The 22,147-nt window shown below is 66.9% G+C and carries 18 protein-coding genes and 2 pseudogenes; 12 read left to right on the forward strand and 8 right to left on the reverse strand.

All coding sequences use genetic code 11. The features are described 5' to 3' along the window. Positions 1-195 precede the first annotated feature (195 nt). The 5 genes and pseudogenes from OG331_RS03630 to OG331_RS03650 form a co-directional block, all read right to left on the reverse strand. Entirely contained in the window at positions 196-858 is a 663-nt protein-coding gene (locus OG331_RS03630; protein ID WP_406191494.1) for a DUF4360 domain-containing protein, read from the reverse strand. A 50-nt stretch (positions 859-908) separates the two neighbouring features. Further along, positions 909-1,556, reverse strand: a complete 648-nt coding sequence (locus OG331_RS03635; protein WP_406191496.1) for a DUF4360 domain-containing protein — start codon at positions 1,554-1,556, stop codon at positions 909-911. Between the two features lie 2,172 nt (positions 1,557-3,728). Then, a pseudogene (locus OG331_RS03640) lies at positions 3,729-3,877 on the reverse strand (IS5/IS1182 family transposase); the annotation flags it as partial. 937 nt (positions 3,878-4,814) lie between these two features. After that, a complete protein-coding gene (locus OG331_RS03645) occupies positions 4,815-5,744 on the reverse strand; it encodes an RNA-guided endonuclease InsQ/TnpB family protein (RefSeq protein ID WP_406191498.1) in 930 nt (309 codons plus the stop codon). Between the two features lie 345 nt (positions 5,745-6,089). Further along, positions 6,090-6,431, reverse strand: a complete 342-nt coding sequence (locus OG331_RS03650) for an Lsr2 family protein (protein ID WP_406191500.1) — start codon at positions 6,429-6,431, stop codon at positions 6,090-6,092. A gap of 544 nt (positions 6,432-6,975) precedes the next feature. Between OG331_RS03650 and OG331_RS03655 the strand changes: the two genes are divergently transcribed. Beyond that, positions 6,976-7,803: a transposase family protein gene (locus OG331_RS03655; protein WP_406190463.1), complete on the forward strand. Its 828-nt coding sequence runs from the start codon at positions 6,976-6,978 to the stop codon at positions 7,801-7,803. A 331-nt stretch (positions 7,804-8,134) separates the two neighbouring features. Further along, entirely contained in the window at positions 8,135-8,308 is a 174-nt protein-coding gene (locus OG331_RS03660; RefSeq protein WP_406191502.1) for a hypothetical protein, read from the forward strand. A gap of 81 nt (positions 8,309-8,389) precedes the next feature. Here the strand turns inward: OG331_RS03660 and OG331_RS03665 are convergent, their stop codons facing one another. Further along, complete coding sequence (locus OG331_RS03665) at positions 8,390-9,439, reverse strand: hypothetical protein (RefSeq protein WP_406191504.1); 1,050 nt, start codon at positions 9,437-9,439, stop codon at positions 8,390-8,392. Between the two features lie 2,199 nt (positions 9,440-11,638). Between OG331_RS03665 and OG331_RS03670 the strand changes: the two genes are divergently transcribed. The 6 genes and pseudogenes from OG331_RS03670 to OG331_RS03695 all read left to right on the forward strand — a co-directional run bounded on the left by OG331_RS03670 (position 11,639) and on the right by OG331_RS03695 (position 15,748). Next, complete coding sequence (locus OG331_RS03670; protein ID WP_406209686.1) at positions 11,639-12,367, forward strand: choice-of-anchor D domain-containing protein; 729 nt, start codon at positions 11,639-11,641, stop codon at positions 12,365-12,367. After that, a pseudogene (locus OG331_RS03675) lies at positions 12,289-12,483 on the forward strand (hypothetical protein); the annotation flags it as partial. The gene OG331_RS03670 and the pseudogene OG331_RS03675, both read left to right, overlap by 79 nt. 66 nt (positions 12,484-12,549) lie before the next feature. Beyond that, the gene (locus tag OG331_RS03680; protein ID WP_406209689.1) at positions 12,550-12,996 is read left to right on the forward strand and encodes a hypothetical protein; all 447 of its coding nucleotides are present in this window, start codon (positions 12,550-12,552) and stop codon (positions 12,994-12,996) included. Further along, the gene (locus OG331_RS03685; protein WP_406191506.1) at positions 12,899-13,153 is read left to right on the forward strand and encodes a hypothetical protein; all 255 of its coding nucleotides are present in this window, start codon (positions 12,899-12,901) and stop codon (positions 13,151-13,153) included. The genes OG331_RS03680 and OG331_RS03685 overlap by 98 nt, the downstream gene beginning before the upstream one ends. A gap of 271 nt (positions 13,154-13,424) precedes the next feature. Next, a complete protein-coding gene (locus tag OG331_RS03690) occupies positions 13,425-14,435 on the forward strand; it encodes a hypothetical protein (protein WP_406191508.1) in 1,011 nt (336 codons plus the stop codon). Positions 14,436-15,010: 575 nt separating this feature from the next. Continuing rightward, positions 15,011-15,748 (forward strand): CAP domain-containing protein, encoded by a 738-nt coding sequence (locus OG331_RS03695; RefSeq protein ID WP_406191510.1) that lies wholly within the window; start codon positions 15,011-15,013, stop codon positions 15,746-15,748. Between the two features lie 165 nt (positions 15,749-15,913). Here OG331_RS03695 and OG331_RS03700 read toward each other — a convergent pair whose 3' ends face one another. Beyond that, complete coding sequence (locus OG331_RS03700; protein ID WP_406191512.1) at positions 15,914-16,540, reverse strand: response regulator transcription factor; 627 nt, start codon at positions 16,538-16,540, stop codon at positions 15,914-15,916. Positions 16,541-17,317: 777 nt separating this feature from the next. On the opposite strand from OG331_RS03700, the gene OG331_RS03705 reads away from it, so the two are divergent. The 4 genes from OG331_RS03705 to OG331_RS03720 all read left to right on the forward strand — a co-directional run bounded on the left by OG331_RS03705 (position 17,318) and on the right by OG331_RS03720 (position 20,246). Then, positions 17,318-18,775, forward strand: a complete 1,458-nt coding sequence (locus OG331_RS03705; RefSeq protein ID WP_406191514.1) for an ATP-binding protein — start codon at positions 17,318-17,320, stop codon at positions 18,773-18,775. Positions 18,776-19,193: 418 nt separating this feature from the next. Continuing rightward, positions 19,194-19,454, forward strand: a complete 261-nt coding sequence (locus OG331_RS03710) for a CopG family transcriptional regulator (RefSeq protein ID WP_406191516.1) — start codon at positions 19,194-19,196, stop codon at positions 19,452-19,454. Beyond that, the gene (locus tag OG331_RS03715; RefSeq protein ID WP_406191518.1) at positions 19,451-19,894 is read left to right on the forward strand and encodes a PIN domain-containing protein; all 444 of its coding nucleotides are present in this window, start codon (positions 19,451-19,453) and stop codon (positions 19,892-19,894) included. The genes OG331_RS03710 and OG331_RS03715 overlap by 4 nt, the downstream gene beginning before the upstream one ends. A gap of 106 nt (positions 19,895-20,000) precedes the next feature. Continuing rightward, the gene (locus OG331_RS03720) at positions 20,001-20,246 is read left to right on the forward strand and encodes a hypothetical protein (protein WP_406191520.1); all 246 of its coding nucleotides are present in this window, start codon (positions 20,001-20,003) and stop codon (positions 20,244-20,246) included. A gap of 187 nt (positions 20,247-20,433) precedes the next feature. On the opposite strand, the gene OG331_RS03725 is transcribed toward OG331_RS03720, so the two are convergent. Beyond that, positions 20,434-21,633, reverse strand: coding sequence for an ABC transporter substrate-binding protein (locus OG331_RS03725; RefSeq protein WP_406191522.1), 1,200 nt, complete (start codon positions 21,631-21,633; stop codon positions 20,434-20,436). Positions 21,634-22,147 lie beyond the last annotated feature (514 nt).

The raw sequence follows: 22,147 nt of genomic DNA on the forward strand, positions 1-22,147 counted from the left end.
CTGCTGTGAAGCCGGTGCAAGATGTACCAGCTCTCGAAAGGGGCAGGCCCGCCGATGGCATCGGCGGGCCTGCCGTTTTCTTTGTGTGGCGCAGCTTGAGGGGTGGAAGCTGCGTCACCGGGGGTGGGCTATCCGGGACACCTGAGCGCTCGTGGTCCGCTCGGCTGTCCCGATGTCAGGTTTTGGCGGTGCAGGTCAGGCCGGGTTTGGGCATTCCTGCCAGGCCAGGTGGTACACGGTGCTGACGCTGCCGTCGGTGGAGTCCATGGTCATGAAATTCGTCTGGGTCAGCGGGTCGGAGGTGCCGGCATTCACGCGGAGCTCGGTGTTGATGTTGAAGTTCCGCTTCTCCCCGCAGGGCGCCCACACCAGGTCGGCGTATTCGGTGCGGTCGGTCGTCTGCCAGTTGTCGTCGAACGGTCCCTTGAACTGGTGGGACTTGTATGTCGTCTGGGGCATGCCCTGGAAGTAGTAGCTGGCCCGTTCTATGGCGTTGGCGCCGGGTTGCAGGAAGGCGTATCCGCGGTAGTCGGCCTGCACGATGGCGTAGGTGAAGCCGGACGGCACGTGAACGCGGAGGTTGAGCTGGCAGTTCTTGCGGAAGTCCGTGGGAGAGGCGTTGGAGCCCACCTGGGCGAGGTAGTCGCTGTAGGTGACGGTGAAGGCTGTGTTGTCGGGGGCCACGGCCACCTGGGCGGTGCCTTCCGGGCAGCCGGAGCCGTTCACGGTCGCCACCTCAATGACGATCTTGTCGGGTGGCACGGTGATGCCCGTGGGGGTGTGGGAGGCACTGTGTGCAGGCGTGGCGAGGCCGAGCAGCAGGGCCGCCGCACCACCGGCGATCATGGTCCGGTGCATGGTGTCCTTTCTTGGCCTTTGGGAGACTGCGGCGAGGTGGAGCGCAGCCGTCAGGTGGCCGGACACTCCTTCCAGCGCAGGTGGTACTTCGTGCTGACGCTCCCGTCGGTGGAGTCCATGCTCATGAAGCTCAGCCTGTCGGGGCCGGAAGTGCCGGTGTAGACGCGCAGTTCGGTGTTCACGTTGAGGTTGCGCTCCTCGCCGCAGGGCGCCCAGACCAGGTCTGCGTAGGAGGTCACGTCGCTGGCCTGCCAGTTGTCGGCGTAGGGGCCGTTGAACTGGTGGGTGATGCGGGCCGTCTGGGGCATGCCCTGGAAGTAGTAGCTCGCACGCTCCTGGGCGAAGGCCCCGCGCTGAAGGTAGGCGAAGCCCCGGTAGTCGGCGCGGGCGATCGCATAGGTGAAGCCCTGCGGGATGTGGAACTTGAGGCCCAACTGGCAGTTCTTGCGGAAGTCGATCGGGTTGGAGCCGGCACCGGCCTGCGCGAGGTAGTCGCTGTAGGTGACGGTGAAGGCCGTGTTGTCCGAGGCGGTGGCCACGTCAGCGGTGCCCAGCGGGCAGCCCGAGCCGTTGACCGTCTGGACCTCCACGGTGATCTGGCCGGGCGGATTGGTGGACGGGGACTGCGCCTGGGCGGGGGTGACGCTCAGAGCGGCCCCGACGGCCAGGGCGCCGGCCAGCAAGCGACGTAATGCCATGACTTCTCCTCAGATGGATGACGCTATGGCGACGCCAGCCCCACTTGTGAAGCTAGCGTGGGCATGCCATCACAGAGATGTGGGTGACGTGAATATCCGTGCAGGATCCGGCCCGCTGCGCTAGGGGAGCATGACGAGTTCCCATCACGGGCCCATGATCTTGGCAAGCAGCGTCTTACCGCGCCCAGCTGGCCGGTAACCGAGCCGCACGGCATACAGCTCGGACCAGGTCCAGGCCTTTCAAACGGCCGAAAAGAAGGCTGCTCGGTGCAGGGCAGCGAGCGGAAAACGCCGCGCGGGCAGCGGTCGCCGGCCGATCCGCCCAGGGAACTGCGGCACGGCCCTCCTGCGGCCACCGCAAGCAAGTAGTCAGGCCGCGGTAGCCCGGCGGGCGCCGACTGTCGGTGACAAGAGAAGAAGAGCCAGGCCCTGATCTCACAGAGCCTGGCAATGACATCACCGGATTTGACCGCGGACATAGAGGAGTGACGCCTTGGTCCTCCGGTGGTGATCTCGGCAGTCACCCAACATTGACCAGGTGGAATTGGGCCTCGGATACACTCCCTGACCGCACAGCGCGATGCATAGCCTGGTTCACCGCTTGCGCGGCAGGCACGGATGACCGGCGACACCGCCCGCCTCACAGCTGGCGCGTGAACGCGGTGGCGTGCATCCCGCCACGTCCTTCAGACGTGCATACCGCTTGAGGTGGCCGTCAGTCCGATGGACAGTTGGGGATATGAGCCCCCGCCGACCCGTGCACAAGTCCCCATGGTGGATCGCCGGAGGCGTCACCGTGCTCGCGTTGAGCGGCACCGGTGTATTCATGCTGGCAGCCGAGGACGACAGCACACCACGACCCGTGTCATCAGCCACCGGTGACCTGGTCCCGCCCACCGCCAGGACACTGTCCCCCGCACCGCAACCAGAAGCATCCAGCACAGCAAAACCACACACCACAACCACACCCAGTCCCCAGCCACCGCCAACAGCGACGACCTCACAGCCCCCTCCGACGAGCACCACGACGGGGCTCTCTCCCTCGACAGCCGAGCCATCGACCCAGCCACCGCCGAAGCCGGCGGACAGGGAGACAGCCACACCGCCTCCCCCCTCGCCCACCGCCAGCACACCCCCCGCCACGATGTGGGTCACCTCCCCAACTGCCGTCGCCGCCGCTCAGCGCATGTACACCTCAGGAACGGTCGGTGACCCGGCATGCTCCCTGTCGGCCGTGGGCAGGCCCGACCCCCGCCTCGTTCCCCCAGTTCCCCGCATCGATGTGGGCGTTTACCGCGACTACTGGTGCCTGATCTGGAAGCCCTGACAACAGACCAGAGGGTCGACGCCCGGGATCCGCGATCAGAGTCAATTGGCTCAACAGGCGACTCACCCAGCGGTGGCGAGCTTGACGTGCGAGAGCGCCTTCCACGGGCCGCCGGGATTGGATGACCTCGTCGTGAACAGGTCGATCGTCGTCTCCCTCAGGACGTTGACTCCTTGTACGTCAGCAGCGTGATCGGCCCGCCGTTCGGCTGCTTGCAAGAAGGCGGGGCAACTAGCCAGGTTCCGTCTTCAAAGATCATCTGGATGGTGGATCATGATGCCGCGGTACGTCGTCATGAACTCACTGACCAGAGTGGGATCTACCCGCTCCGCTGATACCTCGGGCCGCAACGGGGCGGCCTCGCGTGGAAGACCGGCAGGTCATCAACCGGATGGTCTACAAGATCCGCACCGGGATCTCCTGACGTGACCTGCCAGAACGCCACGGGCCGTGGAAAACCGCGTACACCCCCTTCCGCCGCTACACGCTCGACGGAATCTTCACTCGGGCCCTGCAGCAGACCCAGGCCCGTGCGGACGCGGACGGCAACATCGACTGCCTGGTCCAGATCGACTCCACCATCATCCGCGCCCACCAGCACGCCGCCGCCACCGGCCGAAAAAAAGGGGCGGCATCGTCGGGACGAACCGGACGATCACGCCCTCGGCCGATCCCGATGCGGACCGATCACCAAAATCCACCTCGCCTGCGACGGCAGGACCCTGCCCGCTCGCGATCCTGCCGACGCCCGGCCAACGCCACGACAATGTCTGCGCACGCCCTCTCCCGGAGCGGATCCGTGCACTCCGCACCGGCCCGGGCCGGCCGCACTGCAGGCCGGACCCTGGTGGTCGGCCGCCGCGGCAACCGTGCCTCAGTCGGTGCCGTTGCTGGTCGGTCTTTTCCGGGATGGGTGCGCAGGGCCGCGTTTTCGCAGGCGGGCCCAGAAGCCTCGGGAGCTGTAAGCCTTGTCTGCGATGACCTGGTCGGGACGACTTCCGCGGGATCGCCACCCGATACAAGAAGACCGCCACCTCCTACAAAGCAGCAGTCACTCTCGCATCATTCCTGCTCCGGGCAAGATCCGTTTGAAGACAGACCCTAGTTCTGGCAGGGTCCGCATGGACCTTCATGTCAGATAGAGAGTTACGTAACGAACTTGCTTCGGCGGCGAACCCGATTCAGTGCGACAAGAGAAGTCGCTTCCAACTACGGTGACGCGACCGCACTCCAGGAGGTCGGCGACTATTCGCTTGCTCAACTCCATGTGCGCGATAACGTTCCCGTCCTCGCCCGTCAGCTGAAGACCGACCTTTACATGGTTGGTCGTTGCGTGGGAATTGGGCATGACCCCTACCCCTCCAAGTGAGAGTGAAATGGAATGATTTGCGCGAGCGAGTCATTAGAGGCGGAAAGTCGCCAAACGCCCGCTTACGCTGATCCCCTCGGTCGAAGGTGGTCCTGCCAGGGGTCTTGTGCCGCCGCTCAGTACGGCAGGGGCCGTCCAGAAGGGGTTCGCAGATCGAGTGGGCGGTCACTGCTAGGAGGCCGCTGAGGGGGCCTGACACGGATCTGATGCATCGGGGCACCTCTAGGAGAGTGGTCGGGACGTCATCTGTTCGTTCCAGTCCACACGAGTCAGCCCTCCCTGGCGTCAGGGCTTGTCCCTAGTCCTCTCCCGGGGTGCTGCGTACGTCCGGCTAGGGTTCGGCTGTCGGATAGCCGGTTCTCCCTACCGGGAACCAGGGAGGGCCGTTTACGGGAGCCTTCGCATCAGGAGGCCCCGCGGCAGCTGAAGGCCTCCTGGACCGCACCATGGCACTCGCCGCCCTGCCGTAAAGCCGCAGGAGCCACGCCGCTGAGGGTTCTCAAACGGCGGTCGAGAAGCCGTCCCCGTCCCCGCGGGTTGTCCAGTTCCGTTGCTCAGAGTCTCAGTGACTCTCGGCTTTCCAGATGTTTCCGTCTGGAAGGTCCGTGTCGGTGTCACCCCTGCGTGGGTTGTGCTTCGGTGTCCTGACGACGGTCTCCCGTTTCCTTTGCCGCTGGTGCGGCAGGTTCGCGCCATCTGCCCGTCCGCCCCGGCCGGTGTTCGGGCCGGGGTGTTGGCGACGGGTCTCACGGTCGGCTCCACGGGGTTTCGACACGCGGGGCGTGTCCTGGTCTCCGGCCACTCGGGGACCAGTCGTGCGGGCCGCTGCGAGGGCGGCCAGGTTGCGGGCTGCGTTCTCGTCCCGGTCGATGACCAGGCTGCAGAGATCGCAGTGAAGACTCGGACGTGCAGCGGCAGTTTGGCTTTCGTCGCGCCGCAGTCCGAGCAGGTTTTTGAGCTGGGGAACCAGCGGTCGGCCACGATGGTGGGACACGCGTTGCGCCGGCCTTTGCAGAGCAGTTGGCGGCGGATCTTTTCCGAACCCGGCGTCGGCGACGTGGCGGGCGAGTCGCCGGTTGCGGAGCATTCCGGCGGCGTTGAGGTCTTCGACCACGACCGTGCCGTACTCGTTGCGGATGCAGGTGGTGAGTTTGTGCAGGGCGTCGGTGCGCAGGTTCGCCACCCGGTGGTGCACGCGGTTGCGGTCGGCGTTGGCTTTCTCCCACCGTTTCGAGGGCCTCCGCCCGCTCCTGCGGTCAGGGCCCTGCCGCCGTGCGACCCGGCGGGAATGCAACCTCAGCAGCCTGAGGGCACTGTCGAGGTGCCTGGGGTTGGGCTCGTAACGGATCTGTCCGGTGCTGTCGGCCAGGACCGCCAGGTGCTTGACGCCCAGGTCGATCCCGACCGCCGCATCCGGCCGGTCGACGCAGGTGATCTCCCGGGCCGTCTCCACCCGGAGGGACACGAACCAGCGTCCACGCTCGTGCCGCACGGCCGCGGACAGGATGCGGGCCGTGCCCGCCCGGATGCGAGCCTTGACACGGTGAGCGGGCTACCAGGAAGATCTTCGGACGCAAGCGGCACATCGTCACCCGGCCGCGGCAAGCCGACGCGCTCACGCATCAACGCGATGGCCTGGATGTGACGTCCAGCGATAACCAGTTCGTCCACTTCCCGCTGGTCTCCGACCGGAAGCCGACCCCGCAGAGCATCGTTCATCCATACATTGAACCGCTCAGCAGTATCAGCTGACTCACCAAATTTCCGCAGGTCAGGCATCACCCTCATCACCCCCTCGCCGGTATAAAACGTGAACTCGTGAGGGTGCGGGCCGAATTCAGTTGTGCGCTGCTTGGTACTTCTCAAGGACCTCCCGGGGAACCCGACCACGGTCGTTCACCGTCAGCCCCTGTCCCCTGGCCCACTCACGCACCTTCCCGGCATCCGGGCCGCCTTCGGCGCCCGATGCTCGCTGGCCTGTCCGGCGCCGCACATTCCCCTTCACCTTGCGTCCGCTCTTGAGGAAGGGGCCGAGGGCATCCAGCAGTTTCTGGTGGCTCTCCGTTCCCAAGTCAATCTCATAAGAGATGCCGTCCAGGCTGAACAAGTGCAGAGCGACGTCTTCTCCCTGCTTACCTGTGATGTCGTCCGTGTAGATGACGACAGTGCGCTGCGCCATAACTACCACCCCTCCGTCGTTTCGCCGAATCGTGCATGTTGCGATGGCTTGACAATACCCGAAAGGGGACGGTTGGTGGGATGGTCGGGGAAAATTGACCACGTTCGGCCAATCGGCATCGGATTCCGGGACCTCACGGATTCCGAGTCGAGCGTGATGCCGTCGAGCGCCCCGGATGGGCATCAACTGGATACACCCGCGACAGAAGATGCTGCACATCCGGCATCGGGGAGTGTTCGTCCCGGTGGGACATTTTGACTGAAGTTGAGATGGTGTCGTTCCCGGGATTGCTGAGCTCAGTTCTAGCGCAGCTCTCCAGGTGAGCTGATTTCGGCCGTGGAACCTGGCTGGGTCTCGGTAGCGGGCCACGGCCGAAGCCTCTCCGAGCTTGCCGTCGGGCAATGAGCCTTTCCCAGTAAGGGGTCGTCGCTCGCTGTGATCGCGATGCTGGTGCTGTGGCCCGTGGGCTCCCCAAGTCCGGGCAGGCGTAAGGCCCCTGGTAGGAACGATCTTGCGAAGGATTGTTCTGACCGAGGGGCCCCACGTGTCGACCAGTGTCACATACACCGCCGTGCTCGATGTGAAGCGGTCCACCGCCGAGCACCTCGCCCGGTTGCTGCGCGATCACCGTGTCGCGGCCGGGACCCGCAAGGGCAGGCGTGCACTGGGCTGCTTCCGCCAGGCGGTGTTGATCCTGCGCTGGTTCATCGACGGCACCCGCCTGTCCCAGCTTGCCCGCGACAACCGCCTGTCGGCCTCCACCGCCTACCGCTACCTTCATGAAGGACTGGCCGTTCTGGCGGCCGGGGCACCGGACCTCGCGACCGCGCTGGAGCGTGCGAAAGCGGCCGGGCTGACACACCTGAACCTCGACGGCACCGTCATCCGCACCGACCGCGTCGCCGCTCCCGGCCCCAACGGCGCAGACCTCTGGTGGTCCGGAAAACACAAACACCACGGCGGGAACGTGCAGGTCATCGCCACCCCGGACGGCTGGCCGATCTGGGTCTCCCCGGTCCGCCCGGGCCGCGAGCACGACACCACCTGCGCCCGCCACCACGGCCTGATCGACGCCCTCAGCCGGATCGCCGCCGAGCTGGACATGCCGACCCTGGTCGACCTCGGTTACGAGAACGCAGGTGACGGCTTCCGCCACCCGGTCAAGAAGCCCGCCGGAAGCGAACTGACAGAGGCCCAGCAGACCTACAACAAGGTCATGCGTAGTATCCACGGTGTCTGCGAGCGCGCCAACTCCCTGCTCAAGACCACCTTCAAGGCCCTGCGCAGGGTCAGCCTCGACCCCAGCCGCATCACGAAGATCGCTGCAGCGGCCCTCGTCCAGCTTCAGCTCGAGTACGACCGCACCATCTGAACGATCACACAACGTCATGATCCGTTACTGGGAAAGCCTCAATCTGGGTCGAAAGCGCACCGACGCGGAACCGCCCGGACTTGCGGGGCCGAGGACCCGGAATAGCCTCAGCCGGACCGCCTGTCTGGCCGTTTCACCACGGGCACGATCCGCGTCGACATCGACGGCCGGCACGTGACGCTGCCCCGCCTGGGCAGGATCCGTGTCCACGGGCCCACCGTGAAGCTCCTCGCACGCGTTCAGAGCGGGACGGCCCGCGTCCTGTCGGCGACCGTCCGGCACGAGCGCGGGCGCTGGTTCGTGTCCTTCCGGGCCGAAGTGAAGCGCGACCTTGCACGCGTCGACCCGTCCGGACGAGGCGGTCGGGATCGACCTGGGTGTGAAGACGCTCGCGGTGATGGCCGACAGTGTTGGAGAGATCCGTGAAGTGGCCAGTCCGAAGCACCTGGAACACCGGATGGGTGGCAGTGCCTGGCAGTGCGGCGCGAGGCACGTCTTCGGGTGATCCGGGTCCGGCGGCCGGGCAGGGCTCGACGGTGTCGCCCACAGTGCAGGCTGGGGCCTCTTCCTACCTCACCAGGCGGGGTCAGGGTGTGCTGGTGGTGCTCGATGACAGGGCGCTGGGGCTGGAGGCGTCGGGGGCGGGTGAGGTCTTGGTGGGGCTCGGCGAGGTGGGTGCGGGCGATGAGGGGGTGGGTGGCCTGGACGTCGTGGGTGGTCTGGACGTCGTGGGTGGTCTGGACGTCGTGGGTCTGGAGGGGAGGGGCGTCTTGGTCGCCGGCCGAGTGGTGGTGGGGGGCGGGGGCGACGTCTTCTTCGGTGCCTTCGCAGACGAGGAGACCGTGCTGGGCTGCGTCTGGAGTGCGGGGGGCGATGTGGCGCCGGTGGATACGGGTGGGAGGGCGGCTGCCCCGGCAGTGGTGCCCAGGGGAGCGGATGTGCCGTTGTAGTGGGTGATCCAGCTGAGCACGACCGACAGGTAGGTCTGGGACGGGTTGTAGGCGAGGATGGCCCTTCTCAGACCTTCTGGTGTGGCGAGGTCGCCTCCTGCCGCGCAGACGTATCGGGCCGCCGTTGACGCGGCGTCATAAATGTTTTGCGGATTCGGTGTCACTCCGGAACGGGTGCTGGTGGCCCAGCGTGCCCATGTGGAGGGAATGAACTGCAGGGGCCCGACGGCACGGTCCCATCGTGTGTCGCTGTCCAGCCGGCCGTCGTCGGTGTCGGCGATGGCGGCCGTGTTGTTCGAGCCGTCCAGCACGGGGCCGAGTATGGGCTGCAGGGTGGTGCCGTCCGCTGTCAGTGCGCCGCCGTGGGCGTGATCGGATTCGACTTTGCCTATGCCGGCGAGCACGGTCCAGGCCAGATGGCAGGAGGGGTTGCTGATCCCCGTCGCGTTGGCGGTCTGGATGTAGGCGTTGGCCACGGCGGGTGGGATGTCCGCGACTTGGGCGCTGGTGGACGTCGCGGCGGCCGCCATCGTCGGTGCACCGACGATGGCGGGACCGGAATTGGGTGGTGGGGAGGCGAACGGGATGCCTCCGCCGTCGGCGCCGGTGTCCGGGAAGGCCGGGCCCGTCCGGGGGGTGGAGAAGGCGACAGCGCCCAGGGCCAGGCCGAGAATGGCGATGAACACCAGCAAGCTCGTGTTCCGGGCGTACTGGGTGCGCCGTGACGGCCGTACGGCGGTCGTGTGCCGATGCGCTCGGTGCCTGGGGGCACTTTTGTGGGGGGCTGTGCCCATGGCCGCTCCCGGTGGGGCCGGCCGTGGACATGCGGGTGGATACCTGCGGTCGCGGCACGGCCGCAGCGTCGTAAGGGATGTTGGGCGTATGCCGGGCCGCGGTCCCCGGCATACGCAGGAAGTGTCGCCCGCGGGCCGGGCGGGTTCCAGGGCGTTTCAGGCAGACACTCGGCAGGCCTGATCATGCCTTTGTGGCTGGCCGGGAGGGCATCTTGGCCGGTGTTCGCCGAGAACGGCTCGGGAACGCCGGGTGCGGCCGCACTCGGCGTTGGATGCGGCGGGGACGGGCTGCCCTGGCGGGCCGGTGGAAGCAACCAGCGGTGGAATTGCGTGGGTTGGGAACCGCTTGCGGGCTGGTTGCCTTCTCGGCTCTGTCCCCGCCGCGTCCGTGCACGGTGTCGGCTTAGCTGCAGGTGCCCGGCACCGGGAGTGGGGCGGGCTGCCCTCGAGTGGGTGCGGGCCTCGGTGCAGCCGACGGGGAAATCTCAACGGTCCGAAGAGCGGGTTGGAAGGCGTCTGGTGCAGCGGCGCACGGCGAGTAGCGTCGTTCGTCCCGCCGGTATCGAAGGAGAGCGGATGTGGGCTGCATCGGACGTGGCAGTGTCGCGTCTTTCACGTCTGCTGATGGCTGTGGTGGTGCTGACCGGGGTGCTGACGCTCAGCGCCCGGTCTGCCCCGCGGGTCGCCGCTGTCGAGCCGTCCGCCGCGCCGGGTGTCGTGGAGACGATGTCCCGGGACGTGACCGGTGCTGCCCGCTCGGGCGGTGATGCCTCTGTATCGGCGGACGGACGGTATGTCGCGTTCACCAGTTCCGAGGAACTCGATTCGGATATCTCCACGCTTCGGCGCAATGTGTACGTGCGGGACCGCCTGGCGGGTGAGACGTTTCTCATCTCGCGCGGTCAGATCGTCGCCGGCGACCGGGTGTTCGGGGAGCAGAGCGCCGACGGCGACAGCTACGCTCCCTCCATCTCCGCGGACGGCCGGTACGTGGCTTTTATTACGACAGCCACGAATTTGCACACTGGGGATACGGATCGCAGCCCCGATGTGATCATCTGTGACCGCAATCCCAGGGGTGACGGGGTCTTCGACCAGCGAGCCCCGACCGGGTTCATGGATTACCGGTTCGTCTACGCAGGCAAGCCGACCATGGTCAAAGGCGAGCGCATCACGGGAAACCGGGAGGCGGTGCCCAGCCTGGCCGCGCAGGGCACGGCCGTGGCGTGGCAGAACGTTGTGCCCGCGGCCTCGGGGGGTCGCGAGCACAGCGAGGTGTTCGTCACCCGGCTGGCCAAGGACCAACGCGGGCGGGTCAATCCGGCCGGTGTCCACCGAGTCCGTGTCCGGGTGCCGGGGCAGCGTGTCGTGGAGGCTTCTTCTCCGGCGTTGTCCGCCGACGGGCGTGATCTGGTGGCCACGGTGGTGCTGGCGTCCTCTCCCACGACTGGGGTGAGTGGAGTAGTGGGCATCGATCTGGCCACCGGCCGGCAGTCGCGGCTGGATGTGGATGAGCATCATGCGCCCTTCAAATCCCGTCCCGGTGCTCTTGATACGCGGGCCGGGATGCCGGGCGCGGGGGAACCGGTGGTGTCCGGCAGCGGGCGCGTGGTGGCGTTCTCCTTCACCCCCTCCCCCGGCGCGCCCTCGCAGGTGGTCCTCGTCGATCGCGACCTCGACGGGAACACGGTTCTTGGGCCGGGCGCCGGTGAGGAAACGCAGTCCCAGGTGGTGTCCCGGGACACGGACGGCTCTGTCGTGGACGGGACGCGGCCGGGACTGTCCGCGGACGGCCGGTACGTGGCCTTTGTCAGCACCGACCCTCGCGCCTATGGGGTGGAGGGGCCGGCAAGGGGCGAGGCCCGGGTGGTGGTGCGAGACCGGCACGCGGACGCGGAGCGTGGCCGCGGCGCCCGGGCGGGGCAGCTTGGGCAGGCGGTCGCGGTGGATCAGGCGGTCGGCACAGCCGGCGGCGCGCCGGTGCTGTCGGCCGACGGTGCCGTGGTGGCCTTCACTTCGGCGGGCAGGAGTGCGGGCGACCGGCGGGTTCTCGCTCATGCGTTCCTTCCCGGCCTGAGGGCGTCCTCGGGGATGCGGTGGGAAGACACCGCCGTCACGCAGCACAGCGAAGGTGTGCTGACGCTGGAGCACACCGGCTTTGGGCCCTTGTCCATCGGGGCTGTGCGGGTCGGGGGGGTGCATGGGGACGATTTCCAGGTGCTGCCCTCCAGCACCTGCCGAAAGGCGGTGCTGCACCGGGGGGATACCTGCCGGGTGGCGGTCCGCTTCGCCCCCGAGGCGCCAGGAGTGCGCTCAGCCGCCGTCAGGGTGTCTTTCCGTGGGCCGGGTACGGGGCTGACCGTGCCGGTGCGGGGGCTGGCTCTGGCTGAGGTGCGCAGTGTTTCCGTGGACGACGAGGCGCCGGACTTCGGGGCGCGCGGTGTGGGCGGTGCGGCACTGGAGCGGCCGCTGACCGTCACCAACAGCGGCACCGTTCCCCTGACCGTCTCCTCCGCCAAGATCAACGGCCCCGGCCATCCGGACGACTACCGCATCACCGACAACACCTGCACCACCCCCCTGCCCCCCACCCACACCTGCACCCTCACCCTCACCCACACCCCCAAGCCCCCGGCCCCCGCAACGCCGCCCTCACCCTCAACACCACCGCCCAGGACCTCACCATCCCCCTCAACGCCACCGGCACCAGCGGAGCCCTCAGCGTCGACCAGAGCACCCTCGGCTTCGGGCCCACCGGCATCAACAACCAGAGCACCCCCCGCACCCTCACCGTCACCAACAGCGGCACCGATCCCCTGACCGTCTCCTCCGCCAAGATCAACGGCCCCGGCCATCCGGACGACTACCGCATCACCGACAACACCTGCACCACCCCCCTGCCCCCCACCCACACCTGCACCCTCACCCTCACCCACACCCCCCAAGCCCCCGGCCCCCGCAACGCCACCCTCACCCTCAACACCACCGCCCAGGACCTCACCATCCCCCTCAACGCCACCGGCACCAGCGGAGCCCTCAGCGTCGACCAGAGCACCCTCGGCTTCGGGCCCACCGGCATCAACAACCAGAGCACCCCCCGCACCCTCACCGTCACCAACAGCGGCACCGATCCCCTGACCGTCTCCTCCGCCAAGATCAACGGCCCCGGCCATCCGGACGACTACCGCATCACCGACAACACCTGCACCACCCCTGCCCCCCACCCACACCTGCACCCTCACCCTCACCCACACCCCCCAAGCCCCCGGCCCCCGCAACGCCACCCTCACCCTCAACACCACCGCCCAGAACCTCACCATCCCCCTCAACGCCACCGGCACGCTGCCCGAGGTGGTGACCTCGTCGGCGGAGGCCTCGGCGGAGACAGTCATCACGGTCACGGGACGGTACTTCGCTCCTCGTCAGCGGGTCACCCTGCGCGTGGGTGACCGTGTCGAGCAGGCCAGAGCCGACAGGGAAGGGCAGCTGCTCGTGCGCCTGATCGCGTCGGCGGCCGGCACGAGTGGGCCCCGCGCCCTGAAGTTCCGCGTCGAAGATCCCGACGCTCAGGGGTCGGCCCGCTGCTGCTTCACTCCGACGCGTTGATGCCGCCTGGCGGCCTTCCACAAAAGAGGCCAGGTCACCCCGCAGATGCCGCGGCCCCGCCCTACCCCTGGTCCGCATCCCAGGGTCGGCATTAGGGCCTGCCCCCGATGCCTCGCTGGGGCAATGAAAAGTGTTCTTAAAGGCATACCGATGCTGCACCTGCCACACGGCACAGCGACCTCCTGACCTCTCAGCCGGCCTGCAGTTGCCCTTTCGCACCCGCACGCAGGGAACCATCCGCGCCGACGGGCCTCCCCCAGACAGGAAGATCATGGAACACGTTCCGTCCTCAGTCCTCCAGCGGCGCCGCGACCAGAAGCGGCGCGCTTACCTCGCCGCCATCGGAAGGCCTGCACTGTGTGCTGACTTCCAGGACGTCCAGGCATACATCCGCAAGCTGTACTTCGAGGGCGGAATGTCGGCCGAGCAGATGCACAAGCAGTCCGGTGTGTCACTCAACATCGTTCTCTCCGTCATCCGCGGCCACCGGGGCATAGGAGAAAACGGGCGCCCCACACCGATCGTGGCGATGCGCCGCACCACGATCGACCGACTGACGGCAATGCAGTACGAGCCCCCCATGATCAGCAAGCACGGTGCGGGGGCACGAGTCAATCCGCAGACCACCCTCCGCCGCATACAGACCCTGATCGCTCAGGGATACAACCTCAAATGGCTCAGCCGGCAGCACGACAGCGTCAGCGACCAGCACCTCTCCACGCTGCTCACCCAGACCAAGGGCCGCCGCTACATCATGGCGACCACCGCCCACGCCATCGCAGAGCTCTACGACAAGTACCACAACGTCGACCCCGCCCACGTCGGCATCAGCCAGGCCCACATCGTGCGGGCCCAGCACACCGCCCAGCGCCGGGGATACACGCCCCCCAGCTGCTGGGACGCCGACACCATCGACGACCCTGACGCCGTGCCCGAATGGACCGGCGCCTGCGGAACGGAAGAGGGCTATCTGATCCACAAACGAGAACGGCTGCCCGTGTGCCCCGCCTGCGCCGTCTACCGCAAGAACTACACCTACTCCCGAAAGTACCTAGCTGCCATGAGTTTCTCTGCCCGCAAGCTCGACCAGATCCTCAACGAGCCCGGACGCGCGCCCCTGCGGATAGCGCGATCACTGGGTCACCCCAACGGCGACACCCTCGAGATGTGGCGCAAGGGCACCCGCCGCCCGCAACATCGAAACGTCGCCAAGCTCGCCGCCCTGCTGGCCGTACGCCCCGAAGATCTGTGCGACATCCTCGCCCCGACCGCTCAGGGCTGAGGGCATCCCACGGCCCCTGCCCGGACGACCGTAAACGAATCCGGGTCCCGGTTGAATGCCGCAGGCACACCAAGGAGGCCATTCCCCGTGAATGCGTTCCCGATCCGCGGTCGGTACCGAGCTGCAGGACGGCTCACGGCCCCTTCCGCACACTGCCCGCACACGAACCGAATCGGCAGCGTCCTCGACCCGCCGCGCACCCGGTCTGGTCTTCTCCCCCGCGGCCCCGGCCCCGAACACCGACGGCCTGCCGACGACGGTGCGCCATGCCGTTACGGATCTGTTCCGGCAGCCTCCGTCAGCCCCACCAACTCCAGCTCCCTGCCCACCGGCCCGCCGTTCAAAGGGACACCCACCACGGCGGGCCGAGAAGCTCCCCGCAATCCCCGCCGCAGCACGTGCGTGATCACCCAATGCTCTGCGCCCCGCGCCTCCAGCAACCCTCCGGCAGCCTCCCCACGTCTGCTGCCTCCCGCCCCCCAGCAGGCCGTTGCGGGCAGCGCATCCCGCGCACCCGGTGATGGCCGCCCCCCACGCAGCGCCGCATCGTGTGCCGCAGCACCTCAGGGAGCCCTGTGGCCCCCGCGCCCCTCGGCGCGTGGATGAAAGCCAAGCGAGCTGCCGGACGGCGTCCCCCGGGCGGCCTGTACAAGCGGGCCAGACGCCGGCGGCGGGCAGCCGTCGCAGCGGTCATCGTCGCCCTGTGCGTATCCGCAGCCGGCGTGACACAGCTGCTGAGCCGTTCCACGCACACTCCAAGCTCTCCTCGCGGGCCGGTCACTCCCACGCCGTCAACCACCCTGCCCGAAGGCCTCCGGACCGGTCCGCCCGCTGTCACCCTTCCCACAGCAGCCGGGACCACGCCGGCCGTACCCTCGGCCGGCACCCCGACACCACACTCCACCACGCCCGGGCCGACCGACCCCGCCCTGCAGGTCATCACCCTGCTCAACGCCGAACGCACGAAGGGAAAGTGCCGGCCGATCACCTACAACAGCACGCTGGCCAAGGCGGCCCAGGTCCACTCGGCCGACATGGCTCTGCGCGGGTACTTCGATCACGTCGGCCCTGACGGCATCGGCCCCGGTGAACGCCTCACAGCAGCCGGCTACCGCTGGAGCGCCTACGGCGAGAACATCGCCCGGGGCCAGGCCAATCCACCAGCGGTCGTCAAAGCCTGGGTGACCAACCCGCACAACCGGGCGAACATAGCCAACTGTTCCTTCACGCAGGCCGGCGTCGGCATGTACTCGGCACCCGGCGGCCCGTGGTGGACACTGATCCTGGCCTCCACCGGAGCACGGGCGCAGTGAGCCCCAGCCGCCCACCGCTGCTGCGACAACACCATCCCGTCCGGCGGTTCGTCCGCTACCCACCGGTTGTTGCTGTGCCGGGGCCGCACCGGCAGACAGACACTGTCAGGACGGGCGCCAAGGGGCTCGATGGTCCGGCGGCGGTGCAGGACGGCCGGAGGCGGGTCAGATCCATCCCTCCCGCGTTGCGAACGCCACGGCTTGAGCCCGGTTCTTCAGGTGGTAGCGACTAGTGACGTCGTGCAGCACACTCTTGACCGTCCGCTCCGAGTAGTTCAGACGCCGAGCGATCTCGCGTGTGTCGAGCCCTTCGGAGACGAGACGCAGGATGCGTGTCTCTCGTTCCGACAGGCCCGTGGGGGTTCCGCCGAGCGGAACGGGGGCGTCGCGCTGCATCCGACTGATCTGCTGAAGCAGCCGCCCCAGCAGGTCGGATGGGAATGTCGCCTCCCCCGATGCGACACTGACGATGAGCTCAGCAAGCCGATCAGCCGTGGCCTCACCGCGCCGCACGAAGGCACACACCCCGGCCTCCACCGCTTCGATCAGTCTGTCCTCCGGCAGATCATCCGTGATCAGCACGACCCTTGAACACCCTTGGCTGTTCAAGGCATGCAAGGCCTTGAGTGTGGTGTCGGTGAACGGGTCCGCGACTTCCACCGCAACTGTGCGGCTGCCTATCTCCGTGCGGTCGATGAGCGTGACCTCAGGCCGGCTCGTGAGCGCTGCTTCCAAACCCGCCTGCGACAGAGGGTCTTCGGCATGAACGAACGCCGGTATCCGCGTGGTCACTAACGCTCCCGTCCTCAGCTGCACCCAGAACCTGGCCACATGTGAGAAGGCAGGGCGCGCGCCACCACTGGCTGGCTTCATATCTCCTCAAGCGCAGCACGGTTGAAGCGGCGGCAGTGACGCAACAAAGTTTTCGCTGGAGACATGTGTTCTCCATAGGTACCAGGCAGTCAGCACGCGAACGATGTCCAAAGGGGCAGTCATTGGGGCATACTTCGACGCGGCCCGTGTCGTCCCGCGGGAGGCGCCTGCCGGAAAATCACGATGCCCCTTACGGGCGATCCGCCTATGCCTGCACCCGGCCCTCGCCGCAACCGTCATACTGGACGGCACCGTTGCTCAGAGTCTCAGTGACTCTCAGCTTCCAGACGTTTCCGTCTGGAAGGTCCGTGACGGTGTCACCACTGCGTGGGTTGCGCTTCGGTGTCCTGACGACGGTCTCCCGCTTCCTTTAATCCCCGTGTGAGGCCGGTCCGGGTACGGGGCGCCGCCCGCCTTGCCGCCACCACCCTGCCCGGAGCAGTCTCCCTCGACCTCGCAGTCGTACAGGGCTGCTCATTGTGTCCGGACTCCCGGGCCAACTCACGAAGCAGCTCCAGCCACCAGCGTTGGATCGAGGCGACAGCGAACGCCCGCGGGTCGTGACCGGTGTCGAGCGGCGAGGGCCGACACATCCACGCTACGACCGACGTACGCGGGAATCAAAGATAGGTGCGCGTATAATAGGTGCAGTAATTATTGACCGGGAGGAGGTGTTTGGTGGAGAAGCCGGCAGGCATGTTCGATCGCAATTTCGAATGGTCGGAGCTGGTGCGGTTCGCCTCCTACGGGGGACCGGAGGCGACGCTCGGGGTGGTCTCCGGGCGGCGACGTCAGGGCAAGACGTACTTGCTGGACGGATTGTGCCGTACAGGAGGGGGCTTCTTCTTTGCGGCGAGTGAGGCGACCGAGGCAGAGTCGCTGCGCCAATTCGGGGTGGCATTGGCGCGCTACGAGAGGGGGCGGGTGCCGTACCGGTTCGCGCACTGGGAGGAGGCGGTGGAGGTCATGATGGGCCTGGCCACTCCCGGAGCGGGGCCGCTGGTAGTGGTGCTGGATGAGTTCCCGTTCCTGGCCAAGGCGTCGCCCGAGCTTCCCTCGCTGCTGCAACGGGCGTTGGGGCCGCAGGCCCGGCACGAGGGTGGTCCGGTGCGGCTGCTGCTGTGCGGTTCGGCGCTGTCGTTCATGGGGAGCCTGCTGTCGGGGACGGCCCCGCTGCGCGGGCGGGCCAGCCTGGAACTGGTCGTGCCCACGTTGGATTTCCGGCTGGCCGCTCAGTTCTGGGGGATCGCCGATCCGCACCTGGCGCTGTTGGTCAATTCGGTGCTGGGTGGGACTCCGGCGTATGGGCGGGAGTTCGTATTGGGGGACGCGCCAGCGGATCTGGCGGACTTTGGGCCCTGGGTGCTGCGCAATGTGCTCAACCCGGGGCGCCCGTTGTTCCGCGAGGCCCGGTTCCTGCTGGCGGAGGAGCCGGATCTGCGGGACACCGCTCTGTACCACGGTGTGCTGGCCGCCATTGCCCAGGGCAATCACACGCGCGGCGGCATCGCCAGTTACCTGGAGCGCAAGTCCACCGACCTGGGGCACGCACTGACCGTGCTGCAGGACACGGGGATGATCATCCGCGAGCCGGATGCGTTCCACGGTAAGCGCTCCGCCTACCGCATCGCCGAGCCGATCCTGACTTTTTACCACGCCCTGATGCGTCCCGAGTGGAGCGACCTGGAGCGTCCCGGGCAGGCCCCGCGGGTATGGGAGCGGTCGCAGGCAACGTTCCGCAGTAGGGTCGTGGGCCCGCACTTCGAACAGATCTGCCGCACTTGGATCCGCTGGTACGCCACCGAGGACACACTGGGCGGCCGTCGCACCCGCGTGGAGTCGGGCACCGTTCCCGACCCGGCGGCCAAGACCAGTCATGAGCTCGACGCCGCAGTATTCGGGCGTGACCACGAGGGCCGCGAGGTGCTCCTGGCCATCGGAGAGGCCAAGTGGAACGACACCATGGGCCTGGGGCACCTGCGGCGCCTGGAGCACATCCGGGCCCTGTTGCAGGCCCGCGACGGCGTGCAAGCCCAGCACACGCGCCTGTTCTGCTTCAGCGGAGCCGGTTTCACCGATGAGCTACGCGCCCTCGCCGAACGGGACCGCGGCATCCAGCTGGTCGGACTGGACAGGCTCTACAACGGTGATTGACGACGCGTGAGGCACAGGTGGCGGACCTGCTCGGTCGGTGAGCGGTGCCACGCCGTCACGCCTACGGCCGGTGAGAAGGAGGAAGGGCCACTTAGCACCATCCTTGCGCAGCCGCTTGAGCTCCTCGCGCTCGGCGCTGGTCAGCTCACCGGCCTCGCCCTCGCCCCGGTCCGCCAGGTCCGCGAACAGCAGCAGACGATCGAGACCGTTGCTCAGAGTCTCAGTGACTCTCAGCTTTCCAGACGTTTCCGTCTGGAAGGTCCCAGGCAGGACACGCCATCAGGCACCGTTCCCCACTCGGAGAACCGCACACCGTCACGGCACAAGACAGCAGAGACCGAGACACACTGATGGACTACTCAGCAGCTGCCACCCCTGCCGGTATACATCAACCTGGTACATACGCTACGTTTGGTACATGTCCATGAAGCGAACCAATGTCTACGCCGATCCGGAAGACCTCGCCATCATCAAGGAAGCTGCGAAGCGGCGCGGCATCAGCGAGGCCGAGATCATTCGTCAGGGCATCCATCTGGCAGCCATGGCCAATCGTGTCTGGGACGAACCCCTCTTCTCCCGCACCTTCGAAGGGGCTGGTCGCACCCCCAGTAAGCATGAGGTGCGCAACACCGTCGCCGACGCTGTGCGTCGCGAGACGGGGTCCGGGACGGCTGCGTGATCATTGTCATCGCGGACACGTCCGGGCTCCTTGCAGCGCTCGACTCCGCCCATCCCGAACACTATGCGTCGAACGAAGCGATCATGGCCGCGGGCCTTCTGGTGATGTCCCCGCTGCTGCTTGCCGAGATCGATCACGTCGCCACGCGTGAAATCGGCCGTGACGCGGCGCTCAGCGCAGTCGACGACATCCGGCACTGGATGCATCGAGGCCGTGTCGTCATGCCCGAGATCACGGAAGACCACTTGGGTGTCGCCCAGTCGGTGCGCGCCCGCTATCGCGACCTGGACCTGGATCTTGCGGATGCGGTGAACGTGGCCCTTGCCGCTGAGTACGACACCGACGCCGTACTCACTCTCGACCGTCGCGACTTCCGGGCTGTGCGCCCGCTCGGCCATCACAAAACATTCCGGGTGCTGCCCGACGACCTTCCGCTCTGATTCGGCGGCGTCCGGCCGGGCACTGTCAGGTTGAACGGGCTCGGTCTTGGACTGCGTAATCGTCCGTCTGGTCGAGGCCCCTCACTGGCCGCTCAGGCTGGCCGCTATGTTCGGCCTTTCCACCGCCGGCGCCGAACCCGACTGCCTGTGGCAGGCCATTGTCGGCAGCAGCACACCCGCCGCCGGGCAGCAGCACCGGGCCACGGCGCCCCAGCCCGCAACCGGGCACACTGCCACCACCACCGTCTACCACAACCATGACGGGGAACGGGATCGGAGCGACGTCTCGTGGGAGACGGTGCCGCCGCGCTGCCGACATGAGCTCATCGACCTCGCGGTAGCTGAGGGGTAAGCGGAAGTACAGCCACCGCACACAGTGCGAGATCACCTCGACCGGGTACCGGTGGTTGCTGCACGACGGCACCACAGGTGACACGACGACTTCACTCCCGGACACGGACACCCCGAAGGTCATCCCCTGCCCCACCCGACAACGTGACAGAACCCTCTGGTCGGATGTAGGCAGCCCTCTGGCTCTTTCAGTTCTCAGGGAGGCCGTTGGCGGGCGGCGGGGCGGAGGGGGCGGTATAAGGCTGTACGGGGCCGTCTTCACTGTCGGTAGTCAGGGGCGTGCCCTGCGGTACGATGGCGTTGCCTTTGATTACGCCGATCTGAGTGCCGGTGTAGCCGGCGTGGGAGGTACGGCTGTAGTCAAGCGGTGTGACCCCCGGGCCGGATGAGAAGCCGCCCTTTTCCAGCGTCTCCACCAGCGACTGCCGGGTGAGGTCTCTGCCTGTCCGCTGCAGTGCTTGCACAAAGAGGTACGCGGTGGCTACACCGATCTCCGTGTAGCGGGTCAGAGGCTGTCCCGGCAGGTAGCGATCGCGGATCATCTTCACGAGCTGGATCCATTTGTTCGACGTTTCGGCGATCGGTACAAGCCAGGCATCGGTGACGATCCCTTGGATGAGAGGGTTACCCTCGCCGCGAGGACCGTCTCCAGGAGCCGCGGATTCAAGGAGGCTGGACAAAGTCGTCGGATCAGAGCCGGAATAGCTCACCACCAGTTTTGCGGTGTTGCCGGACTTCTGTTGGGCCAGGCGAAGCAGCGCTGTATAGCTGGGCAGGGAGAAGCTCACAATGACGTCGGCCTTAGCGCGGTCGATCGCCTGCATCTGCTGGGTGATGTCATTGAAGCTGGGCTGGTAGCTCTCGCGGGCGACCACAGAGATCCGTGGGATGACCGTGTCCAAGCCTGCGACGCCGCTTTTACCTAGGTCATCGTCCTGGTAAAGGTAGGCCACTCTTTTCCCGGGGAAATTCTTGTTGATATAGCTACCCAGAATTTTCCCCTCCCGACGGTAGTCGGAATACCAGCCGAAGAGATATGGAAATTTTTCAGGGTTGTTCCAGCAGGGGCAGCCAGAAATCGGAAACAGGTCAGGCACCTTCTTGTCGTTCAAATAGTCGACGACTGCCTGGTGGGTGACAGTACCGAAGCCACCCATGACGGCGAATACCTTATCCCGTTCCACCAGACTGCGCACGACCCTCACAGTGTTGTCGGGACTATAGGCGTCGTCCCGATAATTGAAGATAATCTTACGGCCATGGATGCCGCCGTTGCTATTGACATAATCGAAGTACGCTTTGGAGGCTGGGGCGATCTGGCTGGCGGCAACAGCTATCGGTCCGGTGAGCGACGTGTGACTGCCAATGGTGACCGTCGTGTCGCTCACGCCGGGAGTCGATGACTCTTTATTCGTGTCGCTGCAAGCTGTCGCAGCGACGACGAGGAGTGCCAGTGCCGCAGCGACAACTGAACGCCTTTCCATGGCCCCTCCTCCGCCTCTGACAGCCCGGCCGATGGAGACGGGGCGACCGTCTGTGCTGCCTGGTGCCAGCATCACCACAGTCTGCTGCTCGGCCAGGTTGAGCAAGTCGGCCCGCACGGCGCCGGCTGCATCCTGCAGTCAGTCGGGGCCGTGCGTCGATCCCCCCACCCACCGCCACCTCATGACAGCCGGCCGGTACCGCTTCGAGATGATGATCCGCTTCACCCTCTGGAACCACATCACCGGCCGGCACCGGCCTGCCCGCCACGACCTGAACCACAGGCCCCCGGCCCCGTCACGCCCTCAGCCGACCACGCCCCCGACAACGTGACAACTGCCCTTTCGTGCCCGCCCGGCCTCGCGCGTGTGGACGCCTGCTCACAGCGAGCGTGCAACGCAGAGTGACAAGGGGAGCCGG

This window comes from Streptomyces sp. NBC_01017 (assembly GCF_045162795.1).
Lineage (GTDB): Bacteria > Actinomycetota > Actinomycetes > Streptomycetales > Streptomycetaceae > Streptomyces > Streptomyces machairae.